The organism is Kitasatospora sp. NPDC093102 (assembly GCF_040683915.1).
In the GTDB taxonomy this organism is placed as follows: Bacteria; Actinomycetota; Actinomycetes; order Streptomycetales; family Streptomycetaceae; genus Kitasatospora.
In genome coordinates this window covers 1-25,231 of record NZ_JBFBFA010000066.1, presented here as the reverse complement: position 1 = coordinate 25,231, position 25,231 = coordinate 1, and the positions used below count along the sequence as shown (strand labels likewise).

Genomic DNA, 25,231 nt, shown 5'->3' with positions numbered 1-25,231 from the left:
GTCGACGAAGCCGGGTACGACGGTGTACCCGGTCAGGTCGAGATCGCCGGGCTCGCTGTCGCCACCGAGGCCGGCGATGCGCTCGCCCTCGACGGTGAGGCGGTCGCCCTCGACGACGCCGCCGGGCAGGACCAGCCGGGCGCCGGCCAGGGCAGTACGGTCCGTGGTGATCACGGCCTCCTGGGGAACGGGAAGGGGAACGCCGGGCGGCGTCGCCGAGCCATGCCTGGGCGTGGGCGAGCAGGCCGAGGCCGAGCAGCAGCCGGTTGAACACGCCAGCGACCCGGTCGAGCATCCGGCGGAAGCCGATCGCGGTCCGGGGGATGGTTCAACCTGCGCGAACATGCGCTGTGTGATCGATATTCGCTCAATATCGAGCATCGACGCGAACAGAGTCTGCCCCGTTGGCATCCCGGGCCACAAGACCGTTGCCGTCGACGACTGCCGGATGTGCCGCAGCAGCGCGCCGGTCGTCCGCACGGCGCGCTGACGGCGGGCGGCACCACGACGGCGGCCGCCGGCACTCCCGTTGACCTGTGTTCCTGCGGCTACTCCTGCCGCGCGGCACCGAACACGGGCGCTACACGCAGTGGACGTCCACCCCGCGGGCGGCGAACCGTTCCACCAGCTCCTCCGGAGCGTCGGCGTCGGTGACGAGCACATCGATCGCGCTCGTGTCGCAGACCTGCGCGAACGCGCGCTTGCCGAGTTTGGTGGAATCGGCCACCACGATCACCCGCTCCGCCCGCTCGGCCATCGCCCGGTTGGCGCTGGCCTCGCCCTCGTCGTGGGTGGCCGCGCCGAACTGCGGGTCGACGGCGTTGACTCCGAGGATCGCGTAGTCCAGCGAGATCGCCTGCAGCATCATGGTCGCCAGCGGGCCGATCAGCTCGTAGGACTGGGGCCGGGCCACGCCGCCGGTGACGACGGTCTTCACGTACGGGCGCACCGCCAGCTCGTTGGCGATGTTGATCGCGTTGGTGACCACGGTCAGCGCCGTCTGACTGCCGTGGCCGGCCAGATCGGTACGGGTGGCGAGTTCACGGGCCACCTCGGAGGTGGTGGTGCCGCCGTTGAGTCCGACCACCGCGCCGGGCGGGACGAGCGCGGCGGCGGCCTTCGCGATGCGCTGCTTCTCGCCGGCCTGACGCGCGGTCTTGTAACGAAGGGGCAGGTCGTACGCGACTTCGCTCAGCACTGCGCCACCGCGCGTTCGGGTCAGCAGCTGCTGGCGGGCGAGCTCGTCCATGTCCCGGCGCACGGTGGCCGCGGAGACGCCCAGCAGCTCGGCCGCCGTCGTGACGTCGATCCGGCCCCGGTCGCCAAGGATCTCAAGCAGCCGCGACCAGCGCTCATCCGGGCTCATCATCACTCCTCAACTCGGCCGTCCCGGTCACGAGCCTATCCGTCGGTCACCACCGGCCGAGCGGCGCGTGCTCCCGGCAGCACTCTTGCTCATAGATGACGCATTGAGCTATGAATAGCTCAGTTTCGAGCAGGTACTTGCAGTGTGACGCAGTGCTCCGGGCCGACCGATGCCCGAACACCACCCGTGCCCCCAGCGAGGAGAACCCTGATGAGCCACGTCGAGCGGGAGATCGCCAGCCAGCCGGAGTGCTGGCGCAAGGCGCTGGAACTGGAGCCCGCCGGGCTGCCGGAGCGCGGCGAGCGGGTGGCCGTGATCGGCTGCGGCACCTCGCTGTACATCGCGCAGGCGTACGCGGGCCTGCGCGAGGGTGCCGGCCTCGGCGAGACCGACGCCTTCGCGGCCTCCGAGTTCCCTGCCGCCCGCCGCTACGACCGCGTCGTCGCCATCACCCGCTCGGGCACCACGACCGAGGTGCTGGCCGCACTGGAGCGCTGCGGCACGACGCAGACCGTCGCGCTCACCGGCGACCTCGCCACCCCGATCAGCACGGCCGCGAACACCGTGATCGACCTGGAGTTCGCCGACGAGAAGTCGGTGGTGCAGACCCGTTTCGCCACCACCGCGCTGGCGCTGCTGCGCGGCCACCTCGGCCTCACCCCCGCCGACCTGACCGCGCACGCCGAGCGGGCGCTGGCCGGCCCGCTGCCCGAACGAGCCGCAGAGGCGAGCCAGTTCACCTTCCTCGGAACCGGCTGGACGGTCGGTCTGGCCAGCGAGGCGGCGCTCAAGCTGCGCGAGGCGTCCGGGTCGTGGACCGAGTCCTACCCGGCCATGGAGTACCGGCACGGCCCGATCAGCGTCACAGGCCCGAACAGCGTCGTGTGGTTCTTCGGCGAGCCGCTGGCCGGACTGGTGGACCAGGTCCGGCCGACCGGCGCCGTGCTGTCGGTGAGCGCGCTGGACCCGATGGCCGACCTGATCCGCGCCCAGCGGCTCGCCGTCGAGCTGGCCAAGGGCCGCGGCCTGGACCCCGACCAGCCGCAGGGCCTCACCCGCTCCATCGTGTTGACTCGGCCGTGAGCGGCACGGCGATCGCCCTCGACGTCGGCGGCACCTACATCAAGGGCGCGGCGGTGGCCGAGGACGGCGGCCTGTGCCACACCGAGCGCTGGTTCACCCGGGCCGGGCGCGGACCCGAGGCGGTGCTGGAGACCGTCCTCGACTGCGCCGCCGAACTCGCCGAGCGCTTCCGCCCGGCCGCCGCGGGGATCGCCGTGCCCGGCATCGTCGACGAACCGGCCGGCACTGCGGTGCTGGCCGCCAACCTCGGCTGGCGCGCTCTGCTCGTCCGGCACCGGCTGTCCGAACACCTGGGCATCCCGGTCGCGTTCGGGCACGACGTGCGGGCCGGCGGCATCGCCGAGGCCAGGGCCGGCGTCGGCCGAGGCAGCCGCAACTTCCTCTTCGTCCCGGTCGGCACCGGCATCGCCGCCGCCGTGATGGTCGACGGGCGCCCGCTCACCGGCAGCCACACCCGCGCCGGCGAGCTCGGCCACCTGGTGGTCCGCCCCGGCGGCGAGCTCTGCGCCTGCGGTGCCCACGGCTGCGTGGAGACCCTCGCCTCGGCCGCCGCCATCGCCCGCCGCTACGCCACCGCCACCGGCGAGCCGGACATCACCGCCAAGCAGGTCGGCGAGCGCGCCGCGACCGGGGACCGCGCGGCCGCCACCGTCTGGCGGGAGGCCGTGGACGCGCTCGCCGACTGCCTGGCGAGCGCGGTCACCTTGCTCGACCCCGAGCGGATCGTGATCGGCGGCGGCCTCTCCCAGGCGGGCGAGCCGTACTTCGCGCCACTGCGGGCGGCCTTGGCGGCGCGGCTCACCTTCCAGTCGATGCCGGAGCTCGAACCCGCCGAACTCGGCCACGAGGCAGGCTGTTTCGGTGCCGGACTGCTCGCGCAGGACCTCCTGGGCGCGGGAGTGGCGGCGTGATCCTGACCGTCACGCTCAACGCGGCCCTGGACATCACCCACCACCTGGACCGGCTGCGTCCGCACGGCGGCAACCGCGTCCGGACGGTGGCCGAACGCGCGGGTGGCAAGGGCGTCAACGTCGCCCGGGTCCTGCACGCCCTCGGCCACCCGACCGTGGTCACCGGCCTGGCCGGCGGCCTCACCGGCCGGGCGATCCGCGCCGAACTGGCCGCTGCCGGACTGGCCGACCGCATGCTGACGATCGCGGGCGAGTCCCGGCGGACGGTGGCCGTGGTCGAACGGAGCGTCGGCGACACCACGATCCTGCTCGAACCCGGCCCGGTGGTGGGCGCCGAGGAATGGGCGCGGTTCCTGGACCACCTCGACGCACTTCTGCCGGACGCCGCGGCGGTGGTCCTCTCCGGCAGCCTGCCGCGCGGCGTCCCCGAAGACGCCTACGCCCACCTGCTCCGGCTCGCGCACGCGCGCGACGTCCCGGCGGTGCTCGACGCCGACGGGTCGGCGCTGCGTGCGGCGCTGCCGGCCGGACCGTCCCTGATCAAGCCGAACGCGGACGAACTCGCCGCCGTCACCGGCCTGGCGGACCCGGTGGCCGCCGCCCGCGCGCTGCACGCCGCCGGAGCCGCGGCAGTGGTCGCCTCGCTCGGCGCCGACGGCCTCATCGCCATCACCGCGCAGGGTGGTTGGCAAGCCCGCCCGCCGGAGCGGCTGGCCGGCAACCCGACCGGCGCCGGCGATGCCGCGGTCGCCGCGCTCACCCTCGGCCTGGTGACCGGCGAGCCCTGGCCCGACCGGCTGACCGAGGCCGTGGCACTGTCCGCGGCCGCCGTCGCCGCACCGCTCGCCGGGGACTTCGACCCCGCCGTCCGCCAGGCCCTGCGGACCCGGGTGGACGTCCGACCGTTCGCAACCGAGGAGCTCAAGCCATGCCCCTGACCGGAACCGGCGTGATCGCCACCGCCGCCGTGGCCGCCGCGCGCGGCGTCGGCGCGTTCAACGTCATCCAGCTCGAACACGCCCAGGCGATCGTCGCCGGCGCCGAGGCCGCGGGTGCTCCGGTCATCCTGCAGGTCAGCGAGAACGCCGTTCGCTACCACGGCGCCCTCGCTCCGATCGGAGCCGCCACCCTCACCGTCGCCTGCGCCGCCAAGGTGCCGGTCGCGGTCCACCTGGACCACGCCACCTCCGTCGAACTCGTCCACGAGGCCGTGGAGTCGGGCTTCACCTCGGTGATGTTCGACGCCTCCGTGCTCGCCTACGAGGAGAACGTGCGCACCACCGCCGAGGTGGTCGAGCACTGCCACGCGGCGGGCGTCTGGGTGGAGGCCGAACTCGGTGAGGTGGGTGGCAAGGACGGCGTCCACGTACCCGGCGTGCGCACCGATCCCGCCGAGGCCGCGGCGTTCGTCGCCGCCACCGGCGTGGACGCGCTCGCGGTGGCCGTCGGCACCTCGCACGCCATGCTCACCCGCGATGCGGCACTCGACTTCGAGCTCATCGGGCGGCTGCGTGAGGCGGTCCCGGTGCCGCTGGTGCTGCACGGTTCCTCCGGAGTGGCGGACAAGGACCTCACCGCCGCGGTGGATGCCGGCATGACCAAGGTCAACATCGCCACTCACCTCAACCAGGTGTTCACCACCACCGTCCGCCGGACCCTGGCCGACGACGCGCGGCTGGTCGACACCCGCCGCTACCTCGGTCCGGCCCGCACGGCCGTCGCCGCCGAGGTCGCCCGTCTGCTCGGCGTGCTCAAGGCAACGCTCCCCACCGGCGGCCTGAGCCACGACCGCCGCTCACAGCCGGCCTGAACCCGCCGCCGGCGAGCGGCCGTCGCCGCCACACGGCAACTGCCGCCCGTCCCGGCCGGTCGAGCGCGGCGGCGCGGAGCCGCCCGGTCAGCCGGTGGCCGGCACCACGACGAGTTCGCCCACCGCGTCGGCGAGCGCGCTGCGGGCCACCGCCGGGAGGGCGTCGTCGGTGATGAAGCAGTCGACCTCCGTCAGGGACGCGAAGCTGCTCAGGCCGACGACGCCCCACTTGGTGTGGTCGGCGACCACGACGGTACGGCGGGCGGAGGCGATCAGGGCACGGTTGGTCTGCGCCTCGGCGAGGTTGGGCGTGGTGAGTCCGGCCTGCTCGCTGACGCCGTGCACACCGAGGATGAGCAGGTCCACGTGGAGGGTGCGGATCGTCTGGTCCGCGAGGGCTCCCACCAGGGCCGCGGAGCGGGTCGGTGCCCCTCCGGTCAACAGCAGCGACGGGACGGTCTCCGTTCCGTCGCTCTCCGCTGCCCAGAGCAGGTCGGCGATCCGCAGGGAGTTGGTGACGACGGTCAGTCGGGGGATGTTCAGCAGCCGGGAGGCGACGGCGTAGGTGGTGGTGCCGGCGGACAGCGCGACCACGGTGCCCGGTTCCACGAGCTGTGCGGCAGCGTCGGCCAGTGTGGCCTTGGTGCTCTCCTCCAGCCCGGATTTGACGTCGAAGCCGGGCTCGAAGCTGCTGGCGGTTCCCGTGGCGACCGCTCCGCCGTGGACCTTCTGCACGGTGCCGTGGTGGGTGAGCGCGTCCAGGTCGCGGCGGATCGTCATGTCGGAGACGCCGAACCGGGTGACCAGGTCGGCGACGCGGACGGCGCCGGTGCGGCGGATCTCGTCGAGTATCAGCGCGCGGCGCTGGGCGGCGAACATGGTCTGGTCAGCCACGGATGTCCTTCCGGTCGGCCGGGCACGCGGGGTCGGAGCGGTCTCGTCGGCGACCAGGAACACGGCCGGGTCGGCCGGGACTATTATCACCGGACCCTGGCACGCGACTTCATCCCGGTGGCCGGTCGGGCCGAGCGCGGGGCCCGGGCGCACGACGAGAGGGCCGGGTGGCCCGTGGAGTGTTCCACGGGCCACCGGGCCCCTCGTCGAGGTTCCGGCTACTCCTCGGTCGGGCCGAGGTCCGGCTGCTCGCGGAGCTCCACCGTGCGGGCGCGGTGGACGGCTGCAATTCCAGTACGACGATCTCGTTCCCGGTGCCGGGGAAGTGCGACGGGCCGCCGCCGCCCCTCGGGGGACGACGACGGCCCGTCATGGTGTGCTACCCGCCCGGGGGTCGGAGCCCGGCTTGCTCAGGAGGCGGTCGGTTCCTGGGCCGGCCGGCGGAGACACCTGGGGGAGGGTCGGCTCATGCGCAGGTGAGGGTGGGAGTCGCCCAGTCGGCGTGGTCGGAGCTGTTGCCGTCGCCGGCGTCGGTGACCTGGAGGGTGAGCTCGTTGGCGCCGGTGAGCGGGGCGGTGAGGTGCACGGCCGCGTTCGCGCCGGTCAGTGTTCCGCTGTCGGCGACCTTGACGCCGTCGGCGAGGATCCGGAACACCACGGAGCCACGGGTTCCCGACTCGGCGTCGACGCCCACGTCGGTGCTCAGGCCGGTGCAGGTGCCGCCGAGGTAGTACGTGACGGCGGAGGCGGCGTGCACGCCGAGGCCCTTGGCGTAGGTGGTGGCGCCGATGGTGAGGGTGTGGCCGTCGCCGGCGGCCGTCTCACCGTTGCTCTGGTCGCGCTCGACCGGGCCCCAACCGTTGGTGGCGGTGGACCAGGCGAGGTCGCTGAGGGCGTGGGTGCCGGCGCTCGGGCCCTTGCCGCAGGCGATGCGGGGCTCTGCCCAGTCGGCGTGGTCGGCCGCCGTGCCGTCGCCGGCGTCGGTGACCAGCAGGCGCAGGTCGTGGCCGCCGGTCAGGTCGGCGTTCAAGTGCAGCGGGCCGTCGGTGCCGCGGCGGACGCCGCTGTCGGCGACCAGGGTCCGGTCGCGGTAGACCCGGAAGACCACCGAGCCGTTGCTGCCCGCCTCGTCGTCGACTCCGACGTCGACGGAGAGGTTCCGGCAGGTGCCGCCGAGGTGGTACCGGACGTCGGAGGTGGCGTTGACGCCGAGGCCCTTGGCGTAGGTGGTGCCGCCGATGGTGAGGGTGTGTCCGTCGCCGGCCGCTGCCCCACCGTTGCTGTGGTCGCGCTCGACCGGGCCCGAGCCGTTGGTGGCCGAGGTCCAGGCCAGGTCGCCGAGTTGGAGGAGCCCGGTGGGCATCGGGGCCGGGCTCTTCGGAGTGACCCGGTACATCACGGTGCCGTGGGAGGGCACCGAGGCGCTGATCACACCGTGGGAGGTGGTGGTCTTCTTCGACCACAGGTCCTTGACGGTGTACGAGGTCGCGCCGCCGATGCCGGCGGCTGCCGCGGTGGTGCTGATGGTCTGCGGGCTGGTGCTCTCGTTGGTCAGCGTGATCGCACGGCTTCCGTCGGCCAGCGGCTTGCTCATGACGACCAGGCCGTCGGAGCCGGCGATGACGCTTCCCTGGGCGCCGAGCGGATCCTGGTCGACGGCGATGACGTCGGTGTTCTTCAGGATCGCGAGGGTGGCCGGGCTCGCGGTGCGCAGGTCGCTGCCGATCAGCAGGGGGGCGGCCATCTCCGACCAGAGGCTGAAGTGGGTGCGGTACTCGGTGTCGGTCATCCCGCCGTTGCCGACCTCCAGCATGTCCGGGTCGTTCCAGTGCCCGGGCCCGGCGTACGGCGCCAGCGCCTGGTTGACGTGCGCGATGCCGATCATGCTGTCCCAGGAGTCGGAGATGTCGCCCGTGGTCCGCCAGGAGTTGCCAAGCGGCTCGGCCCAGGTCCAGGGCTGGTTCGTGCCCCACTCGCAGATGCTGAACAGGATCGGGCGGCCGGTGGCCTTCAGGGCCTCACCCATTGCCGTGTAGCGCTGTTTGGCGTCCAGGCCCAGGTTGTTGCAATTGTCGTACTTGAGGTAGTCGACGCCCCAGGAGGCCCACTGGTTCGCGTCCTGCTGTTCGTGGCCGAGGCCGCCGGGGAAGCCCGGGACGTCGCAGGTCGAGGTGCCGGCACTGGAGTACAGGCCGAACTTCAGGCCCTTGGAGTGGACGTAGTCCGCGACCGCCTTGATGCCGTTCGGGAAGCGCACCGGATCGGGCACCAGGTCGCCGGAGGCGTCGCGGGTCGGCAGCGCCCAGCAGTCGTCCAGGTTGACGTAGGTGTAGCCGGCGTCCTTGAGACCCTGCGAGACGAAGATGTCCGCGATGCCCTTGACCATCGACTCGTTGAACTCGGCCCGGCAGTGGGTGGAGTTCCAGTTGTTGAAGCCCATCTGCGGGGTGCGGGCCAAGGTGTTCTCCGCCGCGGCTGCCGGGGGCGCGGCGGCGACGTCGAGACCGACGGTGGCCATGACGGTGAGCGCTCCTCCGCCGACGAGGAGAGTGAGCGCGGTTGTTGCCGCGGTCAGGGATCGTCGAAGCCTGTGTGGGACGGCAAAGGGCATGGGGGAGCTCCACTTTGACGAGACAGGAGGTGTCGGGGTTGCCCGGGGCACGGGGTGGAGCGAAGTGCCGCCGGTCGAACAGCTTCTGGCGGCGTCAGGCAGTTGCCGCTCGATGGAGCGGTTATCAACACAATCAATCAGAAGCAACCGCAATCAAACGCTCGGGTCACAGGAAAGCCTGCCGCTCGGGCGGGTGTCAAGAACTTGGACGCAAGGAACTGCCCATAGTCGACTCGAAACCCCATGCCCAGTCGCAATCAAACACGGGGCGCATGGGTGGCTCCGAGTGACGGTCCGTCGACGTCGTCCTTGGTTGCCGGCAGGGAGGAGAGCCGGCCCTTCGGACCGTTGGCCGGCTGAACGACGGTCAACTGGTAACGGTGAAGCCCCAGTTGAGACCCTCTGGCCCCAGTGGGGACGGCCTGCGCGCAGCACGCGGCGCTGCCTCGCCATCGACTTCTTCAGCTCCGGTATCCCGGCCGACATCCCCAGCAACACCGAGCCGGACTCCAACCCGGTGTGGTCCCCGGATGGCACCCGGATCGCCTACTTCGACGGCACCGTCATGTCCGTCATGAACCCCGATGGCACCGGCAGGACCGAAGGGAGCCTCCGCCGTCGTCGACCCGCCCGGTACGGCCAGGCACGTGCCGCTGTGGCAGGCCACCACGTTGACGTGGCCGGGGCTGCTCGGCCGCAGCGACCACCGCTGGTCGGCGGCGCCGCTGCATGGGCGCGCAGACGCACGGAGCGCCCCGGCGGCCGGAGGACTGCGAGATGTCGGCGCAAACAGTTTGGTCCTTTGGATGTGCCGAGCACGCGCCGTGTTATCGAACGAAATCAAACAGATTCACACGACAGAGGAAGCGGGCACCGCCGGTGCACTCGCGGCACCGGCAGTCCCCCGTTTCGTGCCCGGGGGCCCGCGTCAGGCGGGCAGGCCGACCGCGCGCTCGCGGTTGCGGCGCTGCTGGATGACGACGGCGGCGACCAGCAGGGTGCCCTGGGCGACGTTCTGCCAGAAGGCGTTGATGCCCTGGACGGTGAGGCCGTTCTGCAGTGCGCCGAGCAGCGCGACGGCGAGCAGGGTGCCGCCGATGCCGCCCTTGCCGCCCTTGAGGGCGCAGCCGCCGAGGGCGGCGGCGGTGATCGACTGGAGCTCCAGGCCCTCGCTGCCGGAGACCGGCTGGCCGCTGCCGGTGCGGGCGGTGAGGAGGACTCCGGCGAGGGCCGCGACGGTGCCGGAGAAGGCGTAGGCGGCGATCAGGTACTTGTTGAGGTTGATGCCGGCCAGGCGGGCGGCGGTGTCGTTGCCGCCGATCGCGTAGATGTTGCGGCCGATGTCGGTGTAGGTGAGCAGGGCGTGCACGGCGACGGCGGTGAGGATCAGCAGCCAGACCATGGTGGGCAGGCCGGCGATCCTGCCGCGGCTGAGGAAGACGAAGACCGGGTCGCCCAGCACGTAGCCCTGGGCGCGGCCGTCCGAGACGAGCTGGGCGACGCCCTTGTAGGCGGCCAGACCGGCGAGGGTGGCGATGGTCGGGTTGACCCGGCCGTAGACGATGACGACGCCGTTGAACAGGCCGATGCCGGCGCCGATGGCGAGCGCGGCGCCGATGCCGAGGTAGGGGTTGGCGCCAGTGGAGGTGAAGACCATGGCGCTGGTGACGGAGGCCAGGCCGGCCTGGGAGCCGACCGAGATGTCGAGGCCGCCGCAGATGATGACGACGGTCTGGACGACGGCCAGCAGGCCGGAGATGGTGGCGGCCTCGGCGATGACCTGGATGTTGTCCCAGCCGACGAAGTTCGGGTTGAGCCAGCCGAACAGGGCGACGACGGCGACCAGGGCGCCGATCAGGCTCAGGTTCTGACCGCCGACCGCGGAGAGCAGGGCGCGCGGGCCGCCGGACCGGACGGGCGGGGCCGCGGCGTCCGGCGCCGGGGTGGTCGGGGGAGTGGCGGTGCTCATGCGCCCACCTCGCTGCGCCCGGCAGGGACGTTCGCCCACGCGCGCCTTTCGGTGATTCGCTCGCTGCGCTCGTTCATGGGGTCTCTCCGGTCTGGGCGGGGGCGGCGGTGGCGAGGTCGTCGGCCATGGCGAGGGCGAGGATGGCCTCTTCCGTCGCCTGGTCGCGGGTGAGTTCGCCGGTGATGCGGCCGTTCTGCATCACCACGACCCGGTCGGCGAGGCCGAGGACTTCGGGCAGTTCGGAGGAGATGACCAGGACGGCGGTGCCCTCGCGGGCGAGGTCGGCGATGATCTGGTAGATCTCGGCCTTGGCGCCGATGTCGACGCCCCGGGTGGGTTCGTCGAGGATCAGCAGGTCGGGCCTGCGGGCGAGCCAGCGGGCGAGGACGACCTTCTGTTGGTTGCCGCCGGAGAGGGTGCGGACCTCCGCCTCGATGGAGGGGGCGCGCACGCGCAGCCGGTCGGCGTACTCCTGGGCGAGGGCCCTCTCCTGGCGGTGTTTCACGAACCGCCAGCGGCTGAGCCGGCGCAGGCTGACCAGCGAGGTGTTGTCGCGGATCGTGCGCCGGAGGAACAGCGCCTGGGCCTTGCGCTCTTCGGGCGCCAGCCCGATGCCGGCGGCGATGGCGGCGCGGGGGTTCCTCAGACGCAGGACCTCGCCGCCCAGGGCCACCGTGCCGGAGCGGATCGGGGCGTCGCCGGCCAGGGCGAGGGCGAGTTCGGAGCGTCCGGCGCCGATCAGGCCGGCCAGGGCGACGACCTCGCCGGCCCGGACCTTCAGGCTGATGTCGCGCACGTCGTCGGTGGTGACGCCGTTGACGTCCAGGACGACGCGGTCGGTGGCGACCTGCTGGCGGACGAACAGCGAGGACAGGTCGCGGCCGACCATGAGCCGTACGAGCTCGCTCTCGTCGGTGGCGGCGGCCTGGACCACCCCGGCGACCCGGCCGTCGCGCAGGACCGCGATGCGGTCGGCGAGTCGGAAGATCTCCTTCATCCGGTGGGAGACGTAGATGACCGCGATGCCCTCGTCGCGCAGCCGTCCGATCAGCGCGAACAGGGCCTCGACCTCGTGCTCGGAGAGCGAGGAGGTGGGCTCGTCGAAGGCGATCGCGCGCGGCGGTACGGCGCCGGTCAGGGCTCGCATGATCTCGACCAACTGGCGCTGGGCTGCCGTGAGTTCGGAGCCGAGCAGGTCGGGGTCGAGGACCTTGTCGAAGCCGAGGCGCCGCAGGTCGGCGGTGATCCGGCGGCGCAGTTCGGCGCGGTCCAGGCGGCGCAGCCCGGTGCGGGGCAGCGCGCCGGCGTAGACGTTCTCGGCGACCGGGACGTGCGGGATGATCTCGGGTTCCTGCGGGATGATCCGGATCCCGGCGCGGCGGGCGTCCTGCGGGGAGTGCAGGTCGAGGGCTCGGCCGTCCAGCAGGACGCGTCCCTCGATGGGGCGGTGGTCGCCGGTGAGGATGCGCAGCAGGGTGGACTTGCCGGCCCCGTTCTCGCCCAGCAGGGCGGTGACCTGCCCGGGCGGGAAGGTGAGGGTGACGTCCGCCAGCGCCTGGACGGCGCCGAAGTGCTTGGACACCCCGTCGGCGCTCAGGCCGGCGAAGTTGCCCGGTGGCGGGAGGGGCGAGGGTTCGGGTGGGGTCATCGGGGCCTCGTTGGCAGTGCGGCACGGACGGTCTTCGGGGGGCGGCGGTGCAGCGGGTGCGGCGAGTGCGGCGGTGCCGGCGCGGCGGGCCGGTGAGGGCCTGTAGCACCGCCGGCTCGACACGGCGTCAGGCGCGGCGTCAGCTGCAGGAAACGCCCGCGGACTGCCACGTGGCGGCGTCGACCATCTTGGTGGGGGCGAAGGCCTCCTTGGGGAAGTCCTTGCCGTTCTTGAGCTTGTCGTACATGGTCTGTACCGACAGGGCGCCGACGTCCTTGCCGTTGATGAACAGGGCGGCCTTCATGCCGGAGGGCTTGCCGGAGGCCCAGTCCTTGCAGGCCAGGTAGGCGCCGAGGCCGACGCCGTCGATGTCGTCCGGGCTGATCCCGGAGTTCTGCAGGGCGGTGACGGCGCCCTGGACGTTCTCGTCGTTGCAGCCCCAGGCCACCCAGTGCTTGACGCCGGGGTTGGCGGTGATGGTGGCGGCCACCTTGTCCTGCGCGCCGGTCGGGGTGTTGTCGGTGGCGACGTCGATGGTCTGCACGCCCGGCACGGCTTGGTCGAAGGCGTCCTTGGCGGCCTTGACCCGGTCGCCGCAGACGGTGACGTCCTGCTTCCAGGCGGAGATGATCCGGGTGTCCGTGGCGTTCCAGCCGGCCTTCTTGAACTCCTCGGCGGCGCGCCGGCCGACCTGCTGACCCATCTGCTGGCCGGAGAAGCCGATCCGGGGCACCAGGTCGCCCGCGGCGCACTGGGCGGGCGAGGGGCCGCTGGCGCAGACCTGGTCGTCGGAGGTGAGCAGCGCGGCCTTGGCGTCCCGGGCCGTCTGGACCACCTGCGGGCCGACCGCCGGGTCCGGCACCACGATGATCAGGCCGTTGCTCTTCTGGGCGATTGCGGCCTGCACCTCGCCGACCGTCTTGTTGGCGTCGTTGCCGAGGTTCACGACCTTCAGGTCCGCGCCCAGCTCGGCCGCCTTGGCCTTGGCGCCCGCGGCCTCGTCCACGAAGTACTGCTGGTCACCCTGCTTCTGCAGATAGGTGATCGAGACCTTGCCGGACACCGGCGCGACGGGCGCGTCCGCGTTGTTCGAGGACGTCTGCCCGGTGGAGCAGGCCGTCAGACCGAGGGAGGTGACCAGGCTCAGCGCGGTGAGCGAGACCAGGCGGCCACGGAGGGACAGGTGCATGGTGGGGCTCCTGAAGGTGGGGGACTGATCGGCCGGGAAACGAAACCGATCAGGAACCATCGCAATCAAACGCGGTGCCTGCAAAGGAAACGCCGTGTTCGGATCGGCGTCAACCCGACGATCCGATCGGATTCCCTTGAGACAGTCTTGTTTATTGAGCGTCAGTCTTCTGTTTTCAGGCGTGAGTTGGAGGATCGAGTGGCAAGTGTGCAGGCGCTGTCGGCTGTTTGTCGTGCGGATGTGGCTTATTGCTTCGAATCTTGCGCAAGTTGTTGATTGGTGTTGGAAGTCGGGTCTACGCTCTGCCCGTCATCCGGCATTGCGGCATGTGCCTGTCATCCTGTGGGTGTCGGGATCCGGAGGAACCCAGTCCCCGCCCCCACCCCTGCCCACCCCGGAGACGCCCATGGGCCGTCAGCATCCCTTGCCTCGACGACCCCGCCGCGGCCACCGCCGACGGCACTCCGCTGGAGATCTGGGACTGCAACGGCGGTGCCAACCAGCGATGGACGCTGCCGTAGCCGCCTGACGCTCCGGACCCGATCCGACGCAGTCTGCCCGGCCCCCGAGCGGCACCCGCCACCCGGGGGACAGGTGCGTCGGTCGAGCGGTTATGGGAGGCGGACGGCGGTCCGCCCGTGCGTCGCCGGAGCGCTCCGGCTGTCGCTCGCCGAGCAGCTGCGCGCGGAAGGCGTCCCACGTGCGGTGCAGTTGGCGAGCGATCCGGTCGGTCCAGGCGGTGGCGGGGTGGGCCGGTCCAGGCCGGGCCGTACGAGGTGTGCGGCCGCCTGTTCACCTGATCGGCGGCCACGGCGCCCGGGACACCACCCCGGCGGAGTGACGGCCCCATGGTGCGCCGGCCCACCCGGCGCACCGCGGGCGCCGGCGACGACCAGGCCGGGCTACGCCCGGGCGACCGGGCCGAGCGCGCACAGGACCTTCCGACTCGTCGCAGAGGTGCTCGACGCCGCGGACCCGGACCGCTACCGTCCGGCGCTCGCCCCGGACACCCGTCGGCCGAACCGGCCCGCGACCGGGGCGCCGGAGGGCTTCGCATCGCCGCCGGCGGACCCTGCGGTGATACGTCGCCCACGACCGCCGTCGGGCGGTCGGCCGTTCTCAGATCCGCCGGGCGCGCAGCACGCTGGTCAGCATCGGGAGGGTGAACTCGCCGCCGCCGGTCTCCGGTCGGCCGGCGAGATAGGCGCGGGTCTCGCCCATCAGGGACTCCCGCCGCTGCTCCGGCATGACCAGGACGCCCGCCTTGGTCGCGAGGGTCGCGACCAGGGAGTCGGCGGTCCGCCGCTGGCCGTGCGGGAACTCCGCCTGTTCCACCGAGTCGAACCGGGCGTCCCCGCCCGACGTGGGGAGGTGCATCCGGGCCGTCTCGGTGCGCCAGCTGCCGGGCACGTCGCGCGGCCCGATGGCGGCTGGGCCGGTGACCCGGGCGAGCCCGGCCACCCAGTCGACCCGGTCGTCGAAGACGTTCCACAGTCCGGCCAGGACGCCGCCGGGTGCGAGGACCCTGGCGATCTCCGGCCCCGCGACGTCCATGTCGAACCAGTGCATGGCGTTGCCGGACACCACGGCGTCGACGGAGCCGTCCGGCAGCGGAATCGCCTCGGCGCTGCCCGGAAGTGCGCGGACGGCCGGCAGCGAGGCGCGCAGTTCGGCCAGCATCGCCCGGTCGGGCTCGACCGCGGCGACGTCGTGGCCCAGCGCGATCAGCGTGGCGGTGAGCTTGCCCGTCCCGGCGCCGAGGTCGAGTACCCGCGGGCCGGGCGCGGTTTCCAGGGCCCAGCGCACCGCGTCCGGCGCGTAGTCCGGGCGGTGCTCGGCGTAGGCGACCGCGGCCCGGCCGAACGACGAGCCGTGCAGCCGGCGTTCGGCCTGCATCGACTCCTGTCCGGTGAGGGCGCTCCCGTGCGTGTGGTCCTGGTGGTGCTCCGTGCTGTGGTCGGTCCCCGTCATCGCAGCTCCTTCTGATCGGCGTGCCGTCCCAGGGGCGCGGCACGTGGGTGGCCGACCGGGGTCGACCTGACCCGGACGGCGTGAGCTATCGGCCTGATGTATCGAATCGATACATCAGGACCATAGGTACCGGCCTGCGCGGGCACAAGGTCCACTTCTGCCGACCGGGGGCCGGATCCGCTGCGCGGGTGCCGGCGCAGTGGATCGGGCGGCTGAATTGAACGTGTTCAGAAATCTGGGCTAGGCTGCTGTCCGAGGAACCGAGGCATGAGGGGGAACCCATGAAGGTCGTCATTCCCGGTGGATCGGGTGCGCTCGGAACGCTGCTCGACCGGAGCCTGACCGCCGCCGGACACCAGGTCGTCGTCCTGAGCCGCCGGCCCGCCGGGCCCCGGCAGATCGGCTGGGACGCACGGACCCTCGGGGCCTGGGCGACGGAGATCGACGGCGCCGACGTCGTGCTCAACCTCGCCGGGCGCAGCATCAACTGCCGCTACACCGAGGCGAACCGGCAGGAGATGATGGACTCGCGGGTGCACTCGACCCGCGTGGTCGGCGAGGCCATCGCGGCCGCCCGCCGGCCGCCCGCGTCCTGGCTCCAGATGAGCACCGCCACCGTCTACGCCCACCGCCACGACGCCGCCAACGACGAACGGGACGGCCTGATCGGCGGCAGCGAGCCCGATGCCCCGCCCGCCTGGCGGCACAGCATCGACGTCGCCCAGGCCTGGGAACGCACCCAGGCGGAGGCCGACACCCCGCACACCCGCCGGGTCGCGCTGCGCACCGCCGCCGTCCTCGGCCCCGAGCGCGGCGGCTCCCTCGACGCGCTCTCCTGGCTGGCCCGGCTCGGTGCCGGCGGCCCCGTCGCGGGCGGCGCCCAGTACGTCTCCTGGATCCACGAGCGGGACTTCGTCCGCGCCGTCGAGTTCCTGATCGCCCGGGAGGACCTCACCGGACCGGTCAACCTCGCCGCCCCGAACCCGCTGCCCCAGCGCGAGTTCATGCGCGAGCTGCGGACCGCCTGGGGCATGCCGTTGGCCCTGCCCGCCACCCGCTGGATGGCCGAGCTGGGCGCCTTCGCGCTGCGCTCCGACACCGAACTGCTGCTGAAGAGCCGCCGCGTCGTCCCGACCCGCCTGCTCGACGCGGGCTTCGCCTTCGACTACCCGAGCTGGCCGGAGGCCGCCCGTAACCTCGTCCGGCTGCTGCGCGGACGGTAGTGCCGAGGCTTCCCGGGGCGCCGTGCGCCAGGTTCGTCACGGCGTCGTCACAGCTCCCCGTCGGCGCTTGCCCGCGCCGGGCGCTCCCCGGGAGCGTGGAGTCACACGCTTGGGCGATCAGGGGGCGGGATGCGGACGGTACGGCTGTCGTACATGCGGCAGTGGGGAAGCAACATCGGGGTCGGCTGCGTGCTGGCTGTGGTGACGTTGATCGCGCTGGGCGGATCCGGCGCCACCAGCCCGGGAACGGCCACCCTGATCGGCGTGCTGATCGCCGGTGCGGTGGCCGTCGGGATGCCGCACACCTCCTGGCTGCGGGAGGAGGAGGACGGCCTCACCCTGGTTCGGCTGTTGGTCCCGCGCCGCTACGCCTGGCCGGAGATCCGCGGCCTGGCCATGGAGTTCGACGAGGAGGTCGAGACCAGCGTCCGCCGGGTGACCCTGCGGCTGCGTCTCGCGGACCCGCCGGGCCGGTTCTGGGGCCCGCGGCTCGGCCAGTTCGACGTCACCGACGACGACCTGCCGCGCGGCGTCGAACCCCTCGCCCTGGCCGAGCTGTTCGCCCTGTTCGGCCGGCACGACCTGCCCGTCGACCGGCCGGAGTTCGCCAACGCCGTGCTCCACGTCCACGGGCTGCCGCGGATGCCGCGCCGGCCGGTGCGCAGCGTGCCGGCCGGACCGGTGCCCACGTCGGAACAGGCGTACGCGGACGCCCCGGGCATCGAGGAGGAGGAGAGGCACCTGGAGGGCTGCGGGATCACCGCCAAGAGCCCGCCCCGCAAACGGCGCGAGTACCTGCTGCGCAGCGCCGCGCTCGGCGATCGGATCGCGCTGGCCGGCGGTGACCCGGGCCCCGGGCATGAGGGGCGGGCGCGCATCTCGGCCGGCCGCCTGACCGAGCACGACGGCGTCGCCGCCGCGACCGCCGACGACGCCCGTGCGTACGTACGCCAGCAGTACCTGGACTGGTCCCGGGCCTCCGCCGACCCACGGCGCGGCCGCCGGGCGGGCCGCTGACCCGCGGAATCCGGCCTCCCCGAACCGGGCCGCCGTGCCCCGGTGAAGGACAGCGGCCCGCGGTGCCCCGGTTGGCACCGGCCTCGTGGGGTAGGCGCGCGCCATGGAGGACATCGGACCCCCGACAGGCGATCCTGCCGGCGACGACGCGCAAGCCCTCGACCTGTGCGACCACTGCGGACGGGCCGTCGCCAGTGCCGACCTGCTCGGCGCCGTGGTGCCGGACTCCTCCGCCCTGCACTCCACCGAGCCCGCTCTGGACGGCAAGCGGGTCGTCCTGGCCTGTTCCGTGGACCACCTGGCCACCCTGATCGAGGACTACCGTCACCGCCCCTTCGTCCCCGAGGAACAGTGGGCCGCCAAGGTCTGCCGGACCCTCGCCAGGTGTGACGAGCCCGTGCCGTTGAGCGTCGTCGCCCGACTGAGCGGCCTCTCCGAGCGGCAGGCGGCGGACGGTGTGGAGTGGCACAACGCCCGTGCCCGGGAGTGGCAGCGGCGCTACGGCGACCGGGATGACGGCTGACCGGACCGGGGGCGAGCCGTGCAGGGCGCCGGCCCTGGTGCAGGGGCCGGCGCACAGCCGGCCCGCCCCTTTCGCCGGTGCACCCGCCGCCTCTCCGCGCGGGTGGTCATCCCGGCTCGGCCCCGGTGGCCGGCGGGGAAGTCCGCCGGCAGCGTGGGGCCGCGGCTGCCCACGGACCCAGCAGGTGATCCAGCACCCGGCCGAAGACCAGCCGCCCCGCCCGGGCGAGGGCAGGATCGAGCAGCCGGGGCAGGCCGGTCACCGTCAGCTCCTCCGTCCAGACCGCCGCACTGCCGCCGCCCACCGCCCGGACCTGCAGCTCGGCCCAGCCGTGCACCGGATCGCCTCGCTTGACGAGCCGGCACCGCCCGTCCCGGCCGGGGCCGGGGGCGACCAGCTCGGCGATCTCCATCGGGTCGTCGAAGCGGAGCGGGCCGAGGGTCGTCCGGGCCAGGAGGACGTCGCCCGACTCCCGGCCGGTGCCCCGGACCACGCAGACCCGGGTGAAGGGCACCCGGTCCCCGTGCCGGGGCCAGACCGTCAGCCGCTCCCAGCACTCGGCGGGCGGCAGCGGCGTACGGCGGATCAGGACGAAACGGGCCACGGCGGCCACTCTAGCCATGGCGAAGGCCTCAGCGGCGCCGTGGCAGGCCTCCCAGCAGGTCCGCCACCGCCGTCACGTCGACCTCCTCGTCGAGCAGCACGACCAGCGGTGGGTGCGCCGGCGCACCCAGCCGGGCGATCTCGCACGCGGTGACCCCGAGCCCCGGCGGGGCGACCAGGGCGATCGGCGTGCGGGACTCCACCAGCGGGCCGAGGGCCGCACGGTACGCGGCCGGGGTCGGGTCGTCCCCGGCAGGGCGCAGCACGCCGAGGGCCTGCGGGCCGGGCCAGCCGCGGGCGGCGCCGGGGTAGCGGGTGTGCGGGGCGCCGGGCGGGGGCAGCAGCAGGACCCAGCCCGCGCCGGGGCGGGCGGCCCGGCGCAGTACGTCCAGCCGCACCGCCGGGGCGGCCGGCTCCGCACCGTCGGCGTCGGTGCCCGCGTGCTCGCCCAGCCGGGGCGCCGGCTGCCCGGCCAGGGTGGAGCGCAGCACCTCGGTGGTGCCGAGCCCGCTCGGCAGGTCCGGGAAGCAGCGCAGCAGGTGGGCGCTCTGGTTGAGCAGTTCGGCGGCGTCCCGGTCGGCGAGCAGGGCGCGGTCGTGGGTGGTGGTGAGGACCAGCCCGCCGGAGGCGTCGTAGTGAGCGGCGAGCGTGATCGGGTACGAGGTGAGGGTGCCGGCCGGGACCGGGCTCTCCACGTGGATGCCGTGCGCGGCCAGGTCGGTCTCCAGCCGCAGGTGGTGCGCCGCGGCGGGCTGGTGCTCCAGCACGACCAGGCTGTTCGGCCGCTGCCCGCGCGTGCCGGGGGTCCAGCGGTGGGCCTGGCCGGGCGCGACCCACTCGTACGCGGAGAGGTCGAGCACCCCGTCGCGCAGCGCCGCGAGCAGCTGGGGCACGGTGGTGCTGGGCTGCACCCGCACGGAGATCGGCAGCGGGTTGCGCAGGGCGCCGGGAAGCCGGTCGACGCCGTCCAGCGGGATGCCGCGGCCGGAGACCGTCACCGCGAAGCCGACCCGCACCGCCCGGGCCGGGCGGCGGGGCCGGTCCGTCTGCTCGGCGCGGTACAGCAGCAGCGCCCAGGCCGCCTGGAGCGCGCTGCTCTCGCCCGCGCCCCAGGCGGCCGCCCAGCCGCGCAGCCGGACCGCCTCGTACGGGGTGAGCCGGCGCCGGGCCCGGCCGCTGCCGCGTCGGCGCGGGTCGGGGGCGAGCGGCAGGACGGCGGTGGCGGCGGGCCGGGTGGACCAGAACTGCCGCGCCGCGTCCGTGCTGCGGCCGGCCAGCCAGCGGGCGTGGTCGCGCAGGTCGGGGCGGCGCTCGCCGCCGGGCAGCACACCGCCGGTCAGGTAGGCGCGGTAGAAGGACTGGAGCAGCAGCCGCACGCTCCAGCCGTCCAGCATCGCGTGGTGGTAGGTGAGCAGGACCCGGGTGCCGGGCCCCTCCTCGGCGTCAGGCGGGGCGTCGACGAGGGTGGTGCGCAGCAGGGCGGGGCGGCGCAGGTCGAAGCCGCGCCGGCGGTCGGCGGCGAGCAGGTCCTCCCAGTCGGAGACGCCGTGCCGGTGCCGGGTCACCTCGGGGGCGGCGTGCTCGTGCAGCACCATCCAGGGGTCGTCGGTGCCGTCCTCGTCCCAGTCGAAGGCCGCACGCAGCACCGTCTCGTGGTCGAAGACGGACTGCCAGGCCGCGGTGAAGCGCTCGGTGTCCAGCGGCCCGTGCCAGTTCCAGGACAGCTGCTCGACGTGCCGCCCGCCGGGTTCGGCCGTCCCGATCACCTGGCTCAGCAGCTCCCGCTGGAGCGCGCTGGTCGGCACGGTGACCGGCGTCGGCGGGTGTGCGAGCGCCTCGCGCAGCTCCTCCAGCACTCCGACGGCGCGGGCGAGCGGGCCGGGGGCGACACCGACGAACAACCGCCGCCCGCCGTCCCGCCCGCCGTCCGGGGTGCCGTCACGCCCGTCCTCGACCAGCACCGCCCGCAGCCGGGGACCGGCGGCCAGGCTGCGCCCCAGCTCCATCAGCACCCGGTCGAGCCCGTCCGGGCCGTCCACCGTCCGCTGCCAGAGCAGGTCCGCCGGGAGGCGGCCGGCGGCCTCGGGGACGACGGTCCGCAGCGCGGCGCGCAGCGTCTCCGGCTGGTACGCCCGGTGCAACTCGACCAGGACGAACTCCGGTACCCGGCCGGGCCGTTCGGCGGCCCGCCGGGGCCGGGCCGAGGTGCCGGCCAGCGCGGCGCGCACCGCCCCGGCGTCCAGCGGTCCGGGCGGACGGGCGGCGGGCAGGCAGGGCTCGGGCGCGGGGGCGCCGGCCACCAGCAAGGTGACGGGTGCGCTGGAGAACTGACGGTTCGTCATTGCTGATCAGCGGGCACCGGAGCCCTCATCCTTCCCGTGGGCCGGCCAGGATCGCGCCGGGGTTACTGGGTGGCGAGCCCGCCGCAGACGTTCAGTGCCTGGGCGGTGATGCTGGCCGCGGTCGGGCTGGTGAGGTAGCCGGCCAGCGAGGCGACCTCCTCGGGCGTGGTGTAGCGGCCGAGCGGGATGTGCGTCTGGAAGTGCTGGTGGATCGTCTCGGGGGTGGTGTTGTAGGCGGTCGCGTACTCGTGGTGGATCCTGGCGGTGTGCGGGGTCTGGACGTACCCGGGGCAGATGGCGTTGACGGTGGTGCCGGTCGGCGCCAGCTCCTTGGCCAGTGCCCGGGTGAAGCCGATCACGGCGTGCTTGCTCGCGGTGTACGGGGCGCCCAGGGTGACGGCCTGCTTCCCGGCGGTGGACGCGATGTTGATGATCCGCGGGTGGGTGGTGCTGGTGATGTAGCCGTGCCGGAGGGTCTCCCGGGTGACGAGGAAGACCGCGTTGAGGTTGGTGTCGATGACGTCGTACCAGAGGTCGTCGGTGGTGGTGGCGGTCGGGCCGCCGCCGGTGCGTCCGGCGTTGTTGACCAGGACGGTGATCGGGCCGTACTCGGCCACCGCGTGCCGGATCAGTTCGCCGACCTGGCCGGGGTCGCGGACGTCGCAGGTGAGGCCGTCGGCCTGGTGGCCCTCGTCGCGCAGGGTGGCGAGGGCCTGGTCGATGTCCCGGGCGGTGCGGGCGCAGATGAAGACACGGTGGCCGCGGCCGCCGAGCTCGCGGGCGATGGCGAGGCCGATGCCGCGGGTACCGCCGGTGATCAGGGCGAGGGGTTTCTCGGGTGCGGTGGTCATGACGCGTCCTGTGGGTGAGGGCTGGGAGAGGTCGGCGGGGACGGCCGTCCGGACGGGGCTCAGGCCGAGTACAGGTTGTAGGTGGTCGGGTGGGCCGTGGTGGGCGTGTTGAGGGTGGGGTCCAGGGTGAGGATCGCGTGTTGGAGGTGCTGGAGGTGTGGGGAGGGCTGGATGCCGAGCTCGGTGGTCAGCCGGTGCCGCAGGTGGTGGTAGGTCGTCAGGGCGCTGGTCTGCCGGCCGGCCCGGTAGAGCGCGACCATGGCCTGGGCGTGCAGGCCCTCGTGGTGCGGGTGCTGGTGGGTGAGGTGGGTGAGCTCGGGGATCAGCTCGTTGTGCCGGCCGAGCCGCAGGTCGGTGTCGATGCGGCGCTCCAGGGTGATCAGCCGGCTCTCCTCCAGGCGCATGATCTCGATGGTGAGGATCGGCCCGGGCCGGACGTCGACCAGGGCGGGGCCGTGCCAGAGCGCCAGGGCCTGGCGGAAGTGGGTGGCGGCCTGGTGGTCCTGGCCGTGGTTGAAGGCGTGCTGGCCCTGGGTGGTCAGCAGGTTGTAGGTGTGGACGTCCAGGTTGTCCGGATGGGTGGTGAGCTGGTAGCCGCCGTGCCGGGTGGTGAGGATGTCCTTGGCGGTGGTGTGCGGGGTCGGCCCGAGGGCCTGGGTGATCCGGCGGCGCAGTTGCAGGATGTACGTCTGCATCGTGGTGAGCGCCTGTCTGGGCGGGTCGTCGCCCCAGATCTCCTCGATCAGGGTGGCCGTGGGCAGGATCCGGTTCGGGTAGAGCGCGAGGAGGGCGAGGATCTGGCGCTGCTTGGCGGCGGTGGGGGCGACGGAGATGCCGTTGAGGTCGGCGGTCAGGGGGCCGAGGACCCTGAGGTGCATGGCGGTTCTCCTCTCGTACGGGGGACGGGGGCTCGTGGTCCCGGTGGGCGGGAGCGGTGCGCCGTGGGGACGGCAACCCTGCCGGGGCGGAAGTGTGTTCGAATCACGGGGATGGTGGGGTGGATGCGTCGCACCCTAGTGGCGGCGAGGGAAGGGGTCCGGATTCCTCAAGTGCCCGTCGAGCGGGGTTCCGGGCACTCTGGTGAGGGCTTCCGGGCAGACGGAAGCGGCGGGGCGGCCCGCCGGGAGTGAGGGCCGCCCCGCCGCGCGCGGAACCGGGGGCTGTTTCTTCCGCAGGTCGCCGGAGAAGCCGCCGACCAGCAGGTGCAGGCTGCCGTCGGAATCGGCTCAGCGTCGGGTGGCGGCCCCACTGGGTGCCTTGCCGGAGGCCTCCGCTCGGGTGTGGCCCGCGGCGTCGCCGCCGGGTGCGTCCGGGCCGTTCCGGTCGGCGAGCGCGGCCGGCCCCGGCAGGTGCGCCTGGTGGTCCGGCGGGTAGAACTGCCGGGCCCAGTGCCGCATCGCGCCGATCGGCCCGTCGCCGGGCGCGAGCCGGGGCGGGGACGTGTACCGCTTGGTGGACCAGATCGGGAAGTCCGCCGAGGTGAACGCCAGGTTGCGCTTGAACATCGGGCCCGCCAGCAGCCTGGTGACCGCCCGGCTGACCGTCCGGGTGACGGCCGGCGGCAGCCCGGACGGCTCCGACATGACGAAGCGGCTCGCCTGCCGCAACTGCATCCGGCCGGGGGCGACCTGGGTGGCCATGACCAGCGAGCAGATCTCCAGGCCGAGCGAGGGCGTGTGCACGTCGGTGTGCAGGGCGGTGAGGCCGTACCCGTCCACGTCGACGTGGACCTCGCGCATCCCGAGCAGCGGAAAGGTCTCCCGGACCAGCATCGAGATGTGGAAGCCGGTGCCGTCGAACTCGACCGGCGCCACCAACTCGCCCTGCGGCCAGCCGTGCAGGGTGACGAAGTGACCCAGGTCGAAGGAGTTCTCCATGACGTCCTGGGCGTAGCCGGGCATCTCGAAGGAGGCGTACCGCAGCGGCTGGCGCCCGCCGCCGAGCCGGTGCCAGGCGGGAATCTCCCAGTCCGGCTCCCGGCCGTCGTGGTGGCGCCAGACGAAGACCGCCTCGTTCACCTCGCGCACCGGCAGCGGCGTCAGCGCGGCCTTGGGCGGCGGGGTGCCGTACCCGGTGCGCACGCAGCGGCCCTCGGCGTCGAAGGCGAACCGGTGGAAGGGGCAGACCAGGTCGTTGCCCTCGACCGTGGCCAGGCCGAGGTGGGCGCCCAGGTGAGGGCAGTACGGGCGGATCGCGCGAAGGCGGCCGTTGCGCAGCCGGTACAGCACGACGTCCTCGCCCGCGAGCCGGCGGGTGAGGACGGTGCCGGGCTTGAGCTCGGCGGAGAAGGCGAGCGCGGACCAGCCGTCGGGATAGGGCAGCGCCGGTGGCAGGGCGACGTCGGCCGCGGTCGGGCGGCTGCTGACGGGGTGGACGTGCTTGGACACGCGCATGAAGTCTCCTGTCGGTCTGCCCGGCGCCGCCCCTCCCAGGCGATTAGCGCTCGAACAGAATGGATTTCCGATGCTAGCCATGGATCGGGAGTGCTTGCACGGACAATCTCCCTAACTCATAGCAAGTCTGATGATCAGTCAGACTGCTCTTTCTATGGGTTCGACGCCTTCCAGTCACCCGCCCGACCCTGTGGCGCGGGCGCATTCGAGCACCTCGGCAGGGCTCCGGCGGCCGTGCCGGGGCCGCACGGGGCGGCGGGCCGCATCCGGAGCGGGCCCGGATCGTCCGGACCGGGTGGAGTCCCTTCGGGTCCGCACCGTGGGACGGTCGGCAGCGGCGAGGGATTCGGGGCTCCCGAAAAGGTGGATATTCGTCGACGACCACTCAGTGCATGCCCCTCCCCGGCCCTTCCCGGATGAAATTCGCGACGATTCCCGCGCGCGGTCGAGGAGGGGTCGAGAGGCGCTGGAAAGGGCTTTCGAGCGGGGGTGGGGTGTGTTGTGGTGGGTACCGGGGAGCCCTGGTCGCGGGCGGCTCGACGGCCATCGGCGGGCGGAGCGCCGCTGGTCGGTGACGTAGACGCTCGCGCATGGAACTGAGAGCGGCGGCTATGGATCGTCCGGCCAGGGGGGATTTGAATGGTGCCACGACGACGAACCGATCGGGCGCAACCGGCGCCTTCGACGGATCGGTCTCCGGTGATTCCTTCGAGTCTTGGAATGAGGGTGTTCGTGATGGCTGGTGTGGTGGATCTCGCGGTCGAGTCCGGTGTCGTGCTGGTGGTCGGTGGGACGGGGAAGACGGGTCGTCGGGTGGCGGACCGGCT

General features: G+C 73.2%; 21 protein-coding genes. 8 read left to right on the top strand and 13 right to left on the bottom strand.

What is annotated here, in order from left to right:
- Positions 1-163 precede the first annotated feature (163 nt).
- Positions 164-490 carry a hypothetical protein gene (locus tag AB0O11_RS36705; RefSeq protein ID WP_363396121.1) on the top strand — a complete coding sequence of 109 codons (327 nt, stop codon included), beginning with the start codon at positions 164-166 and terminating at the stop codon, positions 488-490.
- Positions 491-580: 90 nt separating this feature from the next.
- Here AB0O11_RS36705 and AB0O11_RS36700 read toward each other — a convergent pair whose 3' ends face one another.
- A complete protein-coding gene (locus AB0O11_RS36700; protein WP_363396127.1) occupies positions 581-1,366 on the bottom strand; it encodes a DeoR/GlpR family DNA-binding transcription regulator in 786 nt (261 codons plus the stop codon).
- Positions 1,367-1,576: 210 nt separating this feature from the next.
- Here AB0O11_RS36700 and AB0O11_RS36695 point away from each other — a divergent pair, with 210 nt between their 5' ends.
- The 4 genes from AB0O11_RS36695 to AB0O11_RS36680 are packed head-to-tail and all read left to right on the top strand — an operon-like array spanning position 1,577 to position 5,170.
- Complete coding sequence (locus AB0O11_RS36695) at positions 1,577-2,449, top strand: sugar isomerase (RefSeq protein WP_363396118.1); 873 nt, start codon at positions 1,577-1,579, stop codon at positions 2,447-2,449.
- Positions 2,446-3,360: an ROK family protein gene (locus AB0O11_RS36690; RefSeq protein WP_363396115.1), complete on the top strand. Its 915-nt coding sequence runs from the start codon at positions 2,446-2,448 to the stop codon at positions 3,358-3,360. The genes AB0O11_RS36695 and AB0O11_RS36690 overlap by 4 nt, the downstream gene beginning before the upstream one ends.
- Positions 3,357-4,298: a 1-phosphofructokinase family hexose kinase gene (locus tag AB0O11_RS36685; RefSeq protein ID WP_363396112.1), complete on the top strand. Its 942-nt coding sequence runs from the start codon at positions 3,357-3,359 to the stop codon at positions 4,296-4,298. The genes AB0O11_RS36690 and AB0O11_RS36685 overlap by 4 nt, the downstream gene beginning before the upstream one ends.
- Positions 4,289-5,170, top strand: a complete 882-nt coding sequence (locus tag AB0O11_RS36680; RefSeq protein ID WP_363396109.1) for a class II fructose-bisphosphate aldolase — start codon at positions 4,289-4,291, stop codon at positions 5,168-5,170. Before AB0O11_RS36685 ends, AB0O11_RS36680 begins: the two co-directional genes overlap by 10 nt.
- An 87-nt stretch (positions 5,171-5,257) precedes the next feature.
- Here the strand turns inward: AB0O11_RS36680 and AB0O11_RS36675 are convergent, their stop codons facing one another.
- The 7 genes from AB0O11_RS36675 to AB0O11_RS36645 form a co-directional block, all read right to left on the bottom strand.
- Positions 5,258-6,049, bottom strand: a complete 792-nt coding sequence (locus AB0O11_RS36675; protein WP_363396124.1) for a DeoR/GlpR family DNA-binding transcription regulator — start codon at positions 6,047-6,049, stop codon at positions 5,258-5,260.
- A 481-nt stretch (positions 6,050-6,530) separates the two neighbouring features.
- A complete protein-coding gene (locus tag AB0O11_RS36670; RefSeq protein ID WP_363396106.1) occupies positions 6,531-8,582 on the bottom strand; it encodes an NPCBM/NEW2 domain-containing protein in 2,052 nt (683 codons plus the stop codon).
- 460 nt (positions 8,583-9,042) lie between these two features.
- The gene (locus AB0O11_RS36665; protein WP_363396103.1) at positions 9,043-9,519 is read right to left on the bottom strand and encodes an RICIN domain-containing protein; all 477 of its coding nucleotides are present in this window, start codon (positions 9,517-9,519) and stop codon (positions 9,043-9,045) included.
- 84 nt (positions 9,520-9,603) lie between these two features.
- Positions 9,604-10,644, bottom strand: a complete 1,041-nt coding sequence (locus tag AB0O11_RS36660) for an ABC transporter permease (RefSeq protein WP_363396100.1) — start codon at positions 10,642-10,644, stop codon at positions 9,604-9,606.
- A 73-nt stretch (positions 10,645-10,717) separates the two neighbouring features.
- Entirely contained in the window at positions 10,718-12,292 is a 1,575-nt protein-coding gene (locus AB0O11_RS36655; RefSeq protein ID WP_363396097.1) for a sugar ABC transporter ATP-binding protein, read from the bottom strand.
- A gap of 139 nt (positions 12,293-12,431) precedes the next feature.
- The gene (locus tag AB0O11_RS36650; protein WP_363396094.1) at positions 12,432-13,481 is read right to left on the bottom strand and encodes a substrate-binding domain-containing protein; all 1,050 of its coding nucleotides are present in this window, start codon (positions 13,479-13,481) and stop codon (positions 12,432-12,434) included.
- A gap of 1,119 nt (positions 13,482-14,600) precedes the next feature.
- Positions 14,601-15,452 carry a class I SAM-dependent methyltransferase gene (locus AB0O11_RS36645; RefSeq protein ID WP_363396091.1) on the bottom strand — a complete coding sequence of 284 codons (852 nt, stop codon included), beginning with the start codon at positions 15,450-15,452 and terminating at the stop codon, positions 14,601-14,603.
- A gap of 281 nt (positions 15,453-15,733) precedes the next feature.
- On the opposite strand from AB0O11_RS36645, the gene AB0O11_RS36640 reads away from it, so the two are divergent.
- From AB0O11_RS36640 to AB0O11_RS36630, 3 genes are all read left to right on the top strand, one after another.
- Entirely contained in the window at positions 15,734-16,675 is a 942-nt protein-coding gene (locus AB0O11_RS36640) for a TIGR01777 family oxidoreductase (RefSeq protein ID WP_363396088.1), read from the top strand.
- Between the two features lie 129 nt (positions 16,676-16,804).
- Positions 16,805-17,692, top strand: a complete 888-nt coding sequence (locus AB0O11_RS36635; RefSeq protein WP_363396085.1) for a hypothetical protein — start codon at positions 16,805-16,807, stop codon at positions 17,690-17,692.
- A gap of 103 nt (positions 17,693-17,795) precedes the next feature.
- The gene (locus tag AB0O11_RS36630; protein WP_363396082.1) at positions 17,796-18,215 is read left to right on the top strand and encodes a hypothetical protein; all 420 of its coding nucleotides are present in this window, start codon (positions 17,796-17,798) and stop codon (positions 18,213-18,215) included.
- Positions 18,216-18,321: 106 nt separating this feature from the next.
- Here the strand turns inward: AB0O11_RS36630 and AB0O11_RS36625 are convergent, their stop codons facing one another.
- The 5 genes from AB0O11_RS36625 to AB0O11_RS36605 form a co-directional block, all read right to left on the bottom strand.
- Positions 18,322-18,819, bottom strand: a complete 498-nt coding sequence (locus AB0O11_RS36625; protein WP_363396079.1) for an SRPBCC family protein — start codon at positions 18,817-18,819, stop codon at positions 18,322-18,324.
- Positions 18,820-18,847: 28 nt separating this feature from the next.
- Entirely contained in the window at positions 18,848-21,160 is a 2,313-nt protein-coding gene (locus AB0O11_RS36620) for a condensation domain-containing protein (protein WP_363396076.1), read from the bottom strand.
- A gap of 62 nt (positions 21,161-21,222) precedes the next feature.
- Positions 21,223-22,011, bottom strand: coding sequence for an SDR family NAD(P)-dependent oxidoreductase (locus tag AB0O11_RS36615; protein ID WP_363396073.1), 789 nt, complete (start codon positions 22,009-22,011; stop codon positions 21,223-21,225).
- 59 nt (positions 22,012-22,070) lie between these two features.
- On the bottom strand, positions 22,071-22,889 hold the full coding sequence (locus tag AB0O11_RS36610) for an AfsR/SARP family transcriptional regulator (protein WP_363396070.1): 819 nt from the start codon (positions 22,887-22,889) through the stop codon (positions 22,071-22,073).
- Positions 22,890-23,237: 348 nt separating this feature from the next.
- Positions 23,238-24,404 carry a Rieske 2Fe-2S domain-containing protein gene (locus tag AB0O11_RS36605; RefSeq protein WP_363396067.1) on the bottom strand — a complete coding sequence of 389 codons (1,167 nt, stop codon included), beginning with the start codon at positions 24,402-24,404 and terminating at the stop codon, positions 23,238-23,240.
- Positions 24,405-25,231: the final 827 nt, after the last annotated feature.

Coding starts and splice junctions, on each gene's coding strand:
- AB0O11_RS36700 (WP_363396127.1), bottom strand. CDS start 1,366: ATGAGCCCGGATGAGCGCTGGTCGCGGCTGCTTGAGATCCTTGGCGAC.
- AB0O11_RS36695 (WP_363396118.1), top strand. CDS start 1,577: ATGAGCCACGTCGAGCGGGAGATCGCCAGCCAGCCGGAGTGCTGGCGC.
- AB0O11_RS36680 (WP_363396109.1), top strand. CDS start 4,289: ATGCCCCTGACCGGAACCGGCGTGATCGCCACCGCCGCCGTGGCCGCC.
- AB0O11_RS36675 (WP_363396124.1), bottom strand. CDS start 6,049: ATGTTCGCCGCCCAGCGCCGCGCGCTGATACTCGACGAGATCCGCCGC.
- AB0O11_RS36670 (WP_363396106.1), bottom strand. CDS start 8,582: ATGGCCACCGTCGGTCTCGACGTCGCCGCCGCGCCCCCGGCAGCCGCG.
- AB0O11_RS36660 (WP_363396100.1), bottom strand. CDS start 10,644: ATGAGCACCGCCACTCCCCCGACCACCCCGGCGCCGGACGCCGCGGCC.
- AB0O11_RS36655 (WP_363396097.1), bottom strand. CDS start 12,292: ATGACCCCACCCGAACCCTCGCCCCTCCCGCCACCGGGCAACTTCGCC.
- AB0O11_RS36650 (WP_363396094.1), bottom strand. CDS start 13,481: ATGCACCTGTCCCTCCGTGGCCGCCTGGTCTCGCTCACCGCGCTGAGC.
- AB0O11_RS36645 (WP_363396091.1), bottom strand. CDS start 15,452: ATGACGGGGACCGACCACAGCACGGAGCACCACCAGGACCACACGCAC.
- AB0O11_RS36640 (WP_363396088.1), top strand. CDS start 15,734: ATGAAGGTCGTCATTCCCGGTGGATCGGGTGCGCTCGGAACGCTGCTC.
- AB0O11_RS36635 (WP_363396085.1), top strand. CDS start 16,805: ATGCGGACGGTACGGCTGTCGTACATGCGGCAGTGGGGAAGCAACATC.
- AB0O11_RS36630 (WP_363396082.1), top strand. CDS start 17,796: ATGGAGGACATCGGACCCCCGACAGGCGATCCTGCCGGCGACGACGCG.
- AB0O11_RS36620 (WP_363396076.1), bottom strand. CDS start 21,160: ATGACGAACCGTCAGTTCTCCAGCGCACCCGTCACCTTGCTGGTGGCC.
- AB0O11_RS36615 (WP_363396073.1), bottom strand. CDS start 22,011: ATGACCACCGCACCCGAGAAACCCCTCGCCCTGATCACCGGCGGTACC.
- AB0O11_RS36610 (WP_363396070.1), bottom strand. CDS start 22,889: ATGCACCTCAGGGTCCTCGGCCCCCTGACCGCCGACCTCAACGGCATC.
- AB0O11_RS36605 (WP_363396067.1), bottom strand. CDS start 24,404: ATGCGCGTGTCCAAGCACGTCCACCCCGTCAGCAGCCGCCCGACCGCG.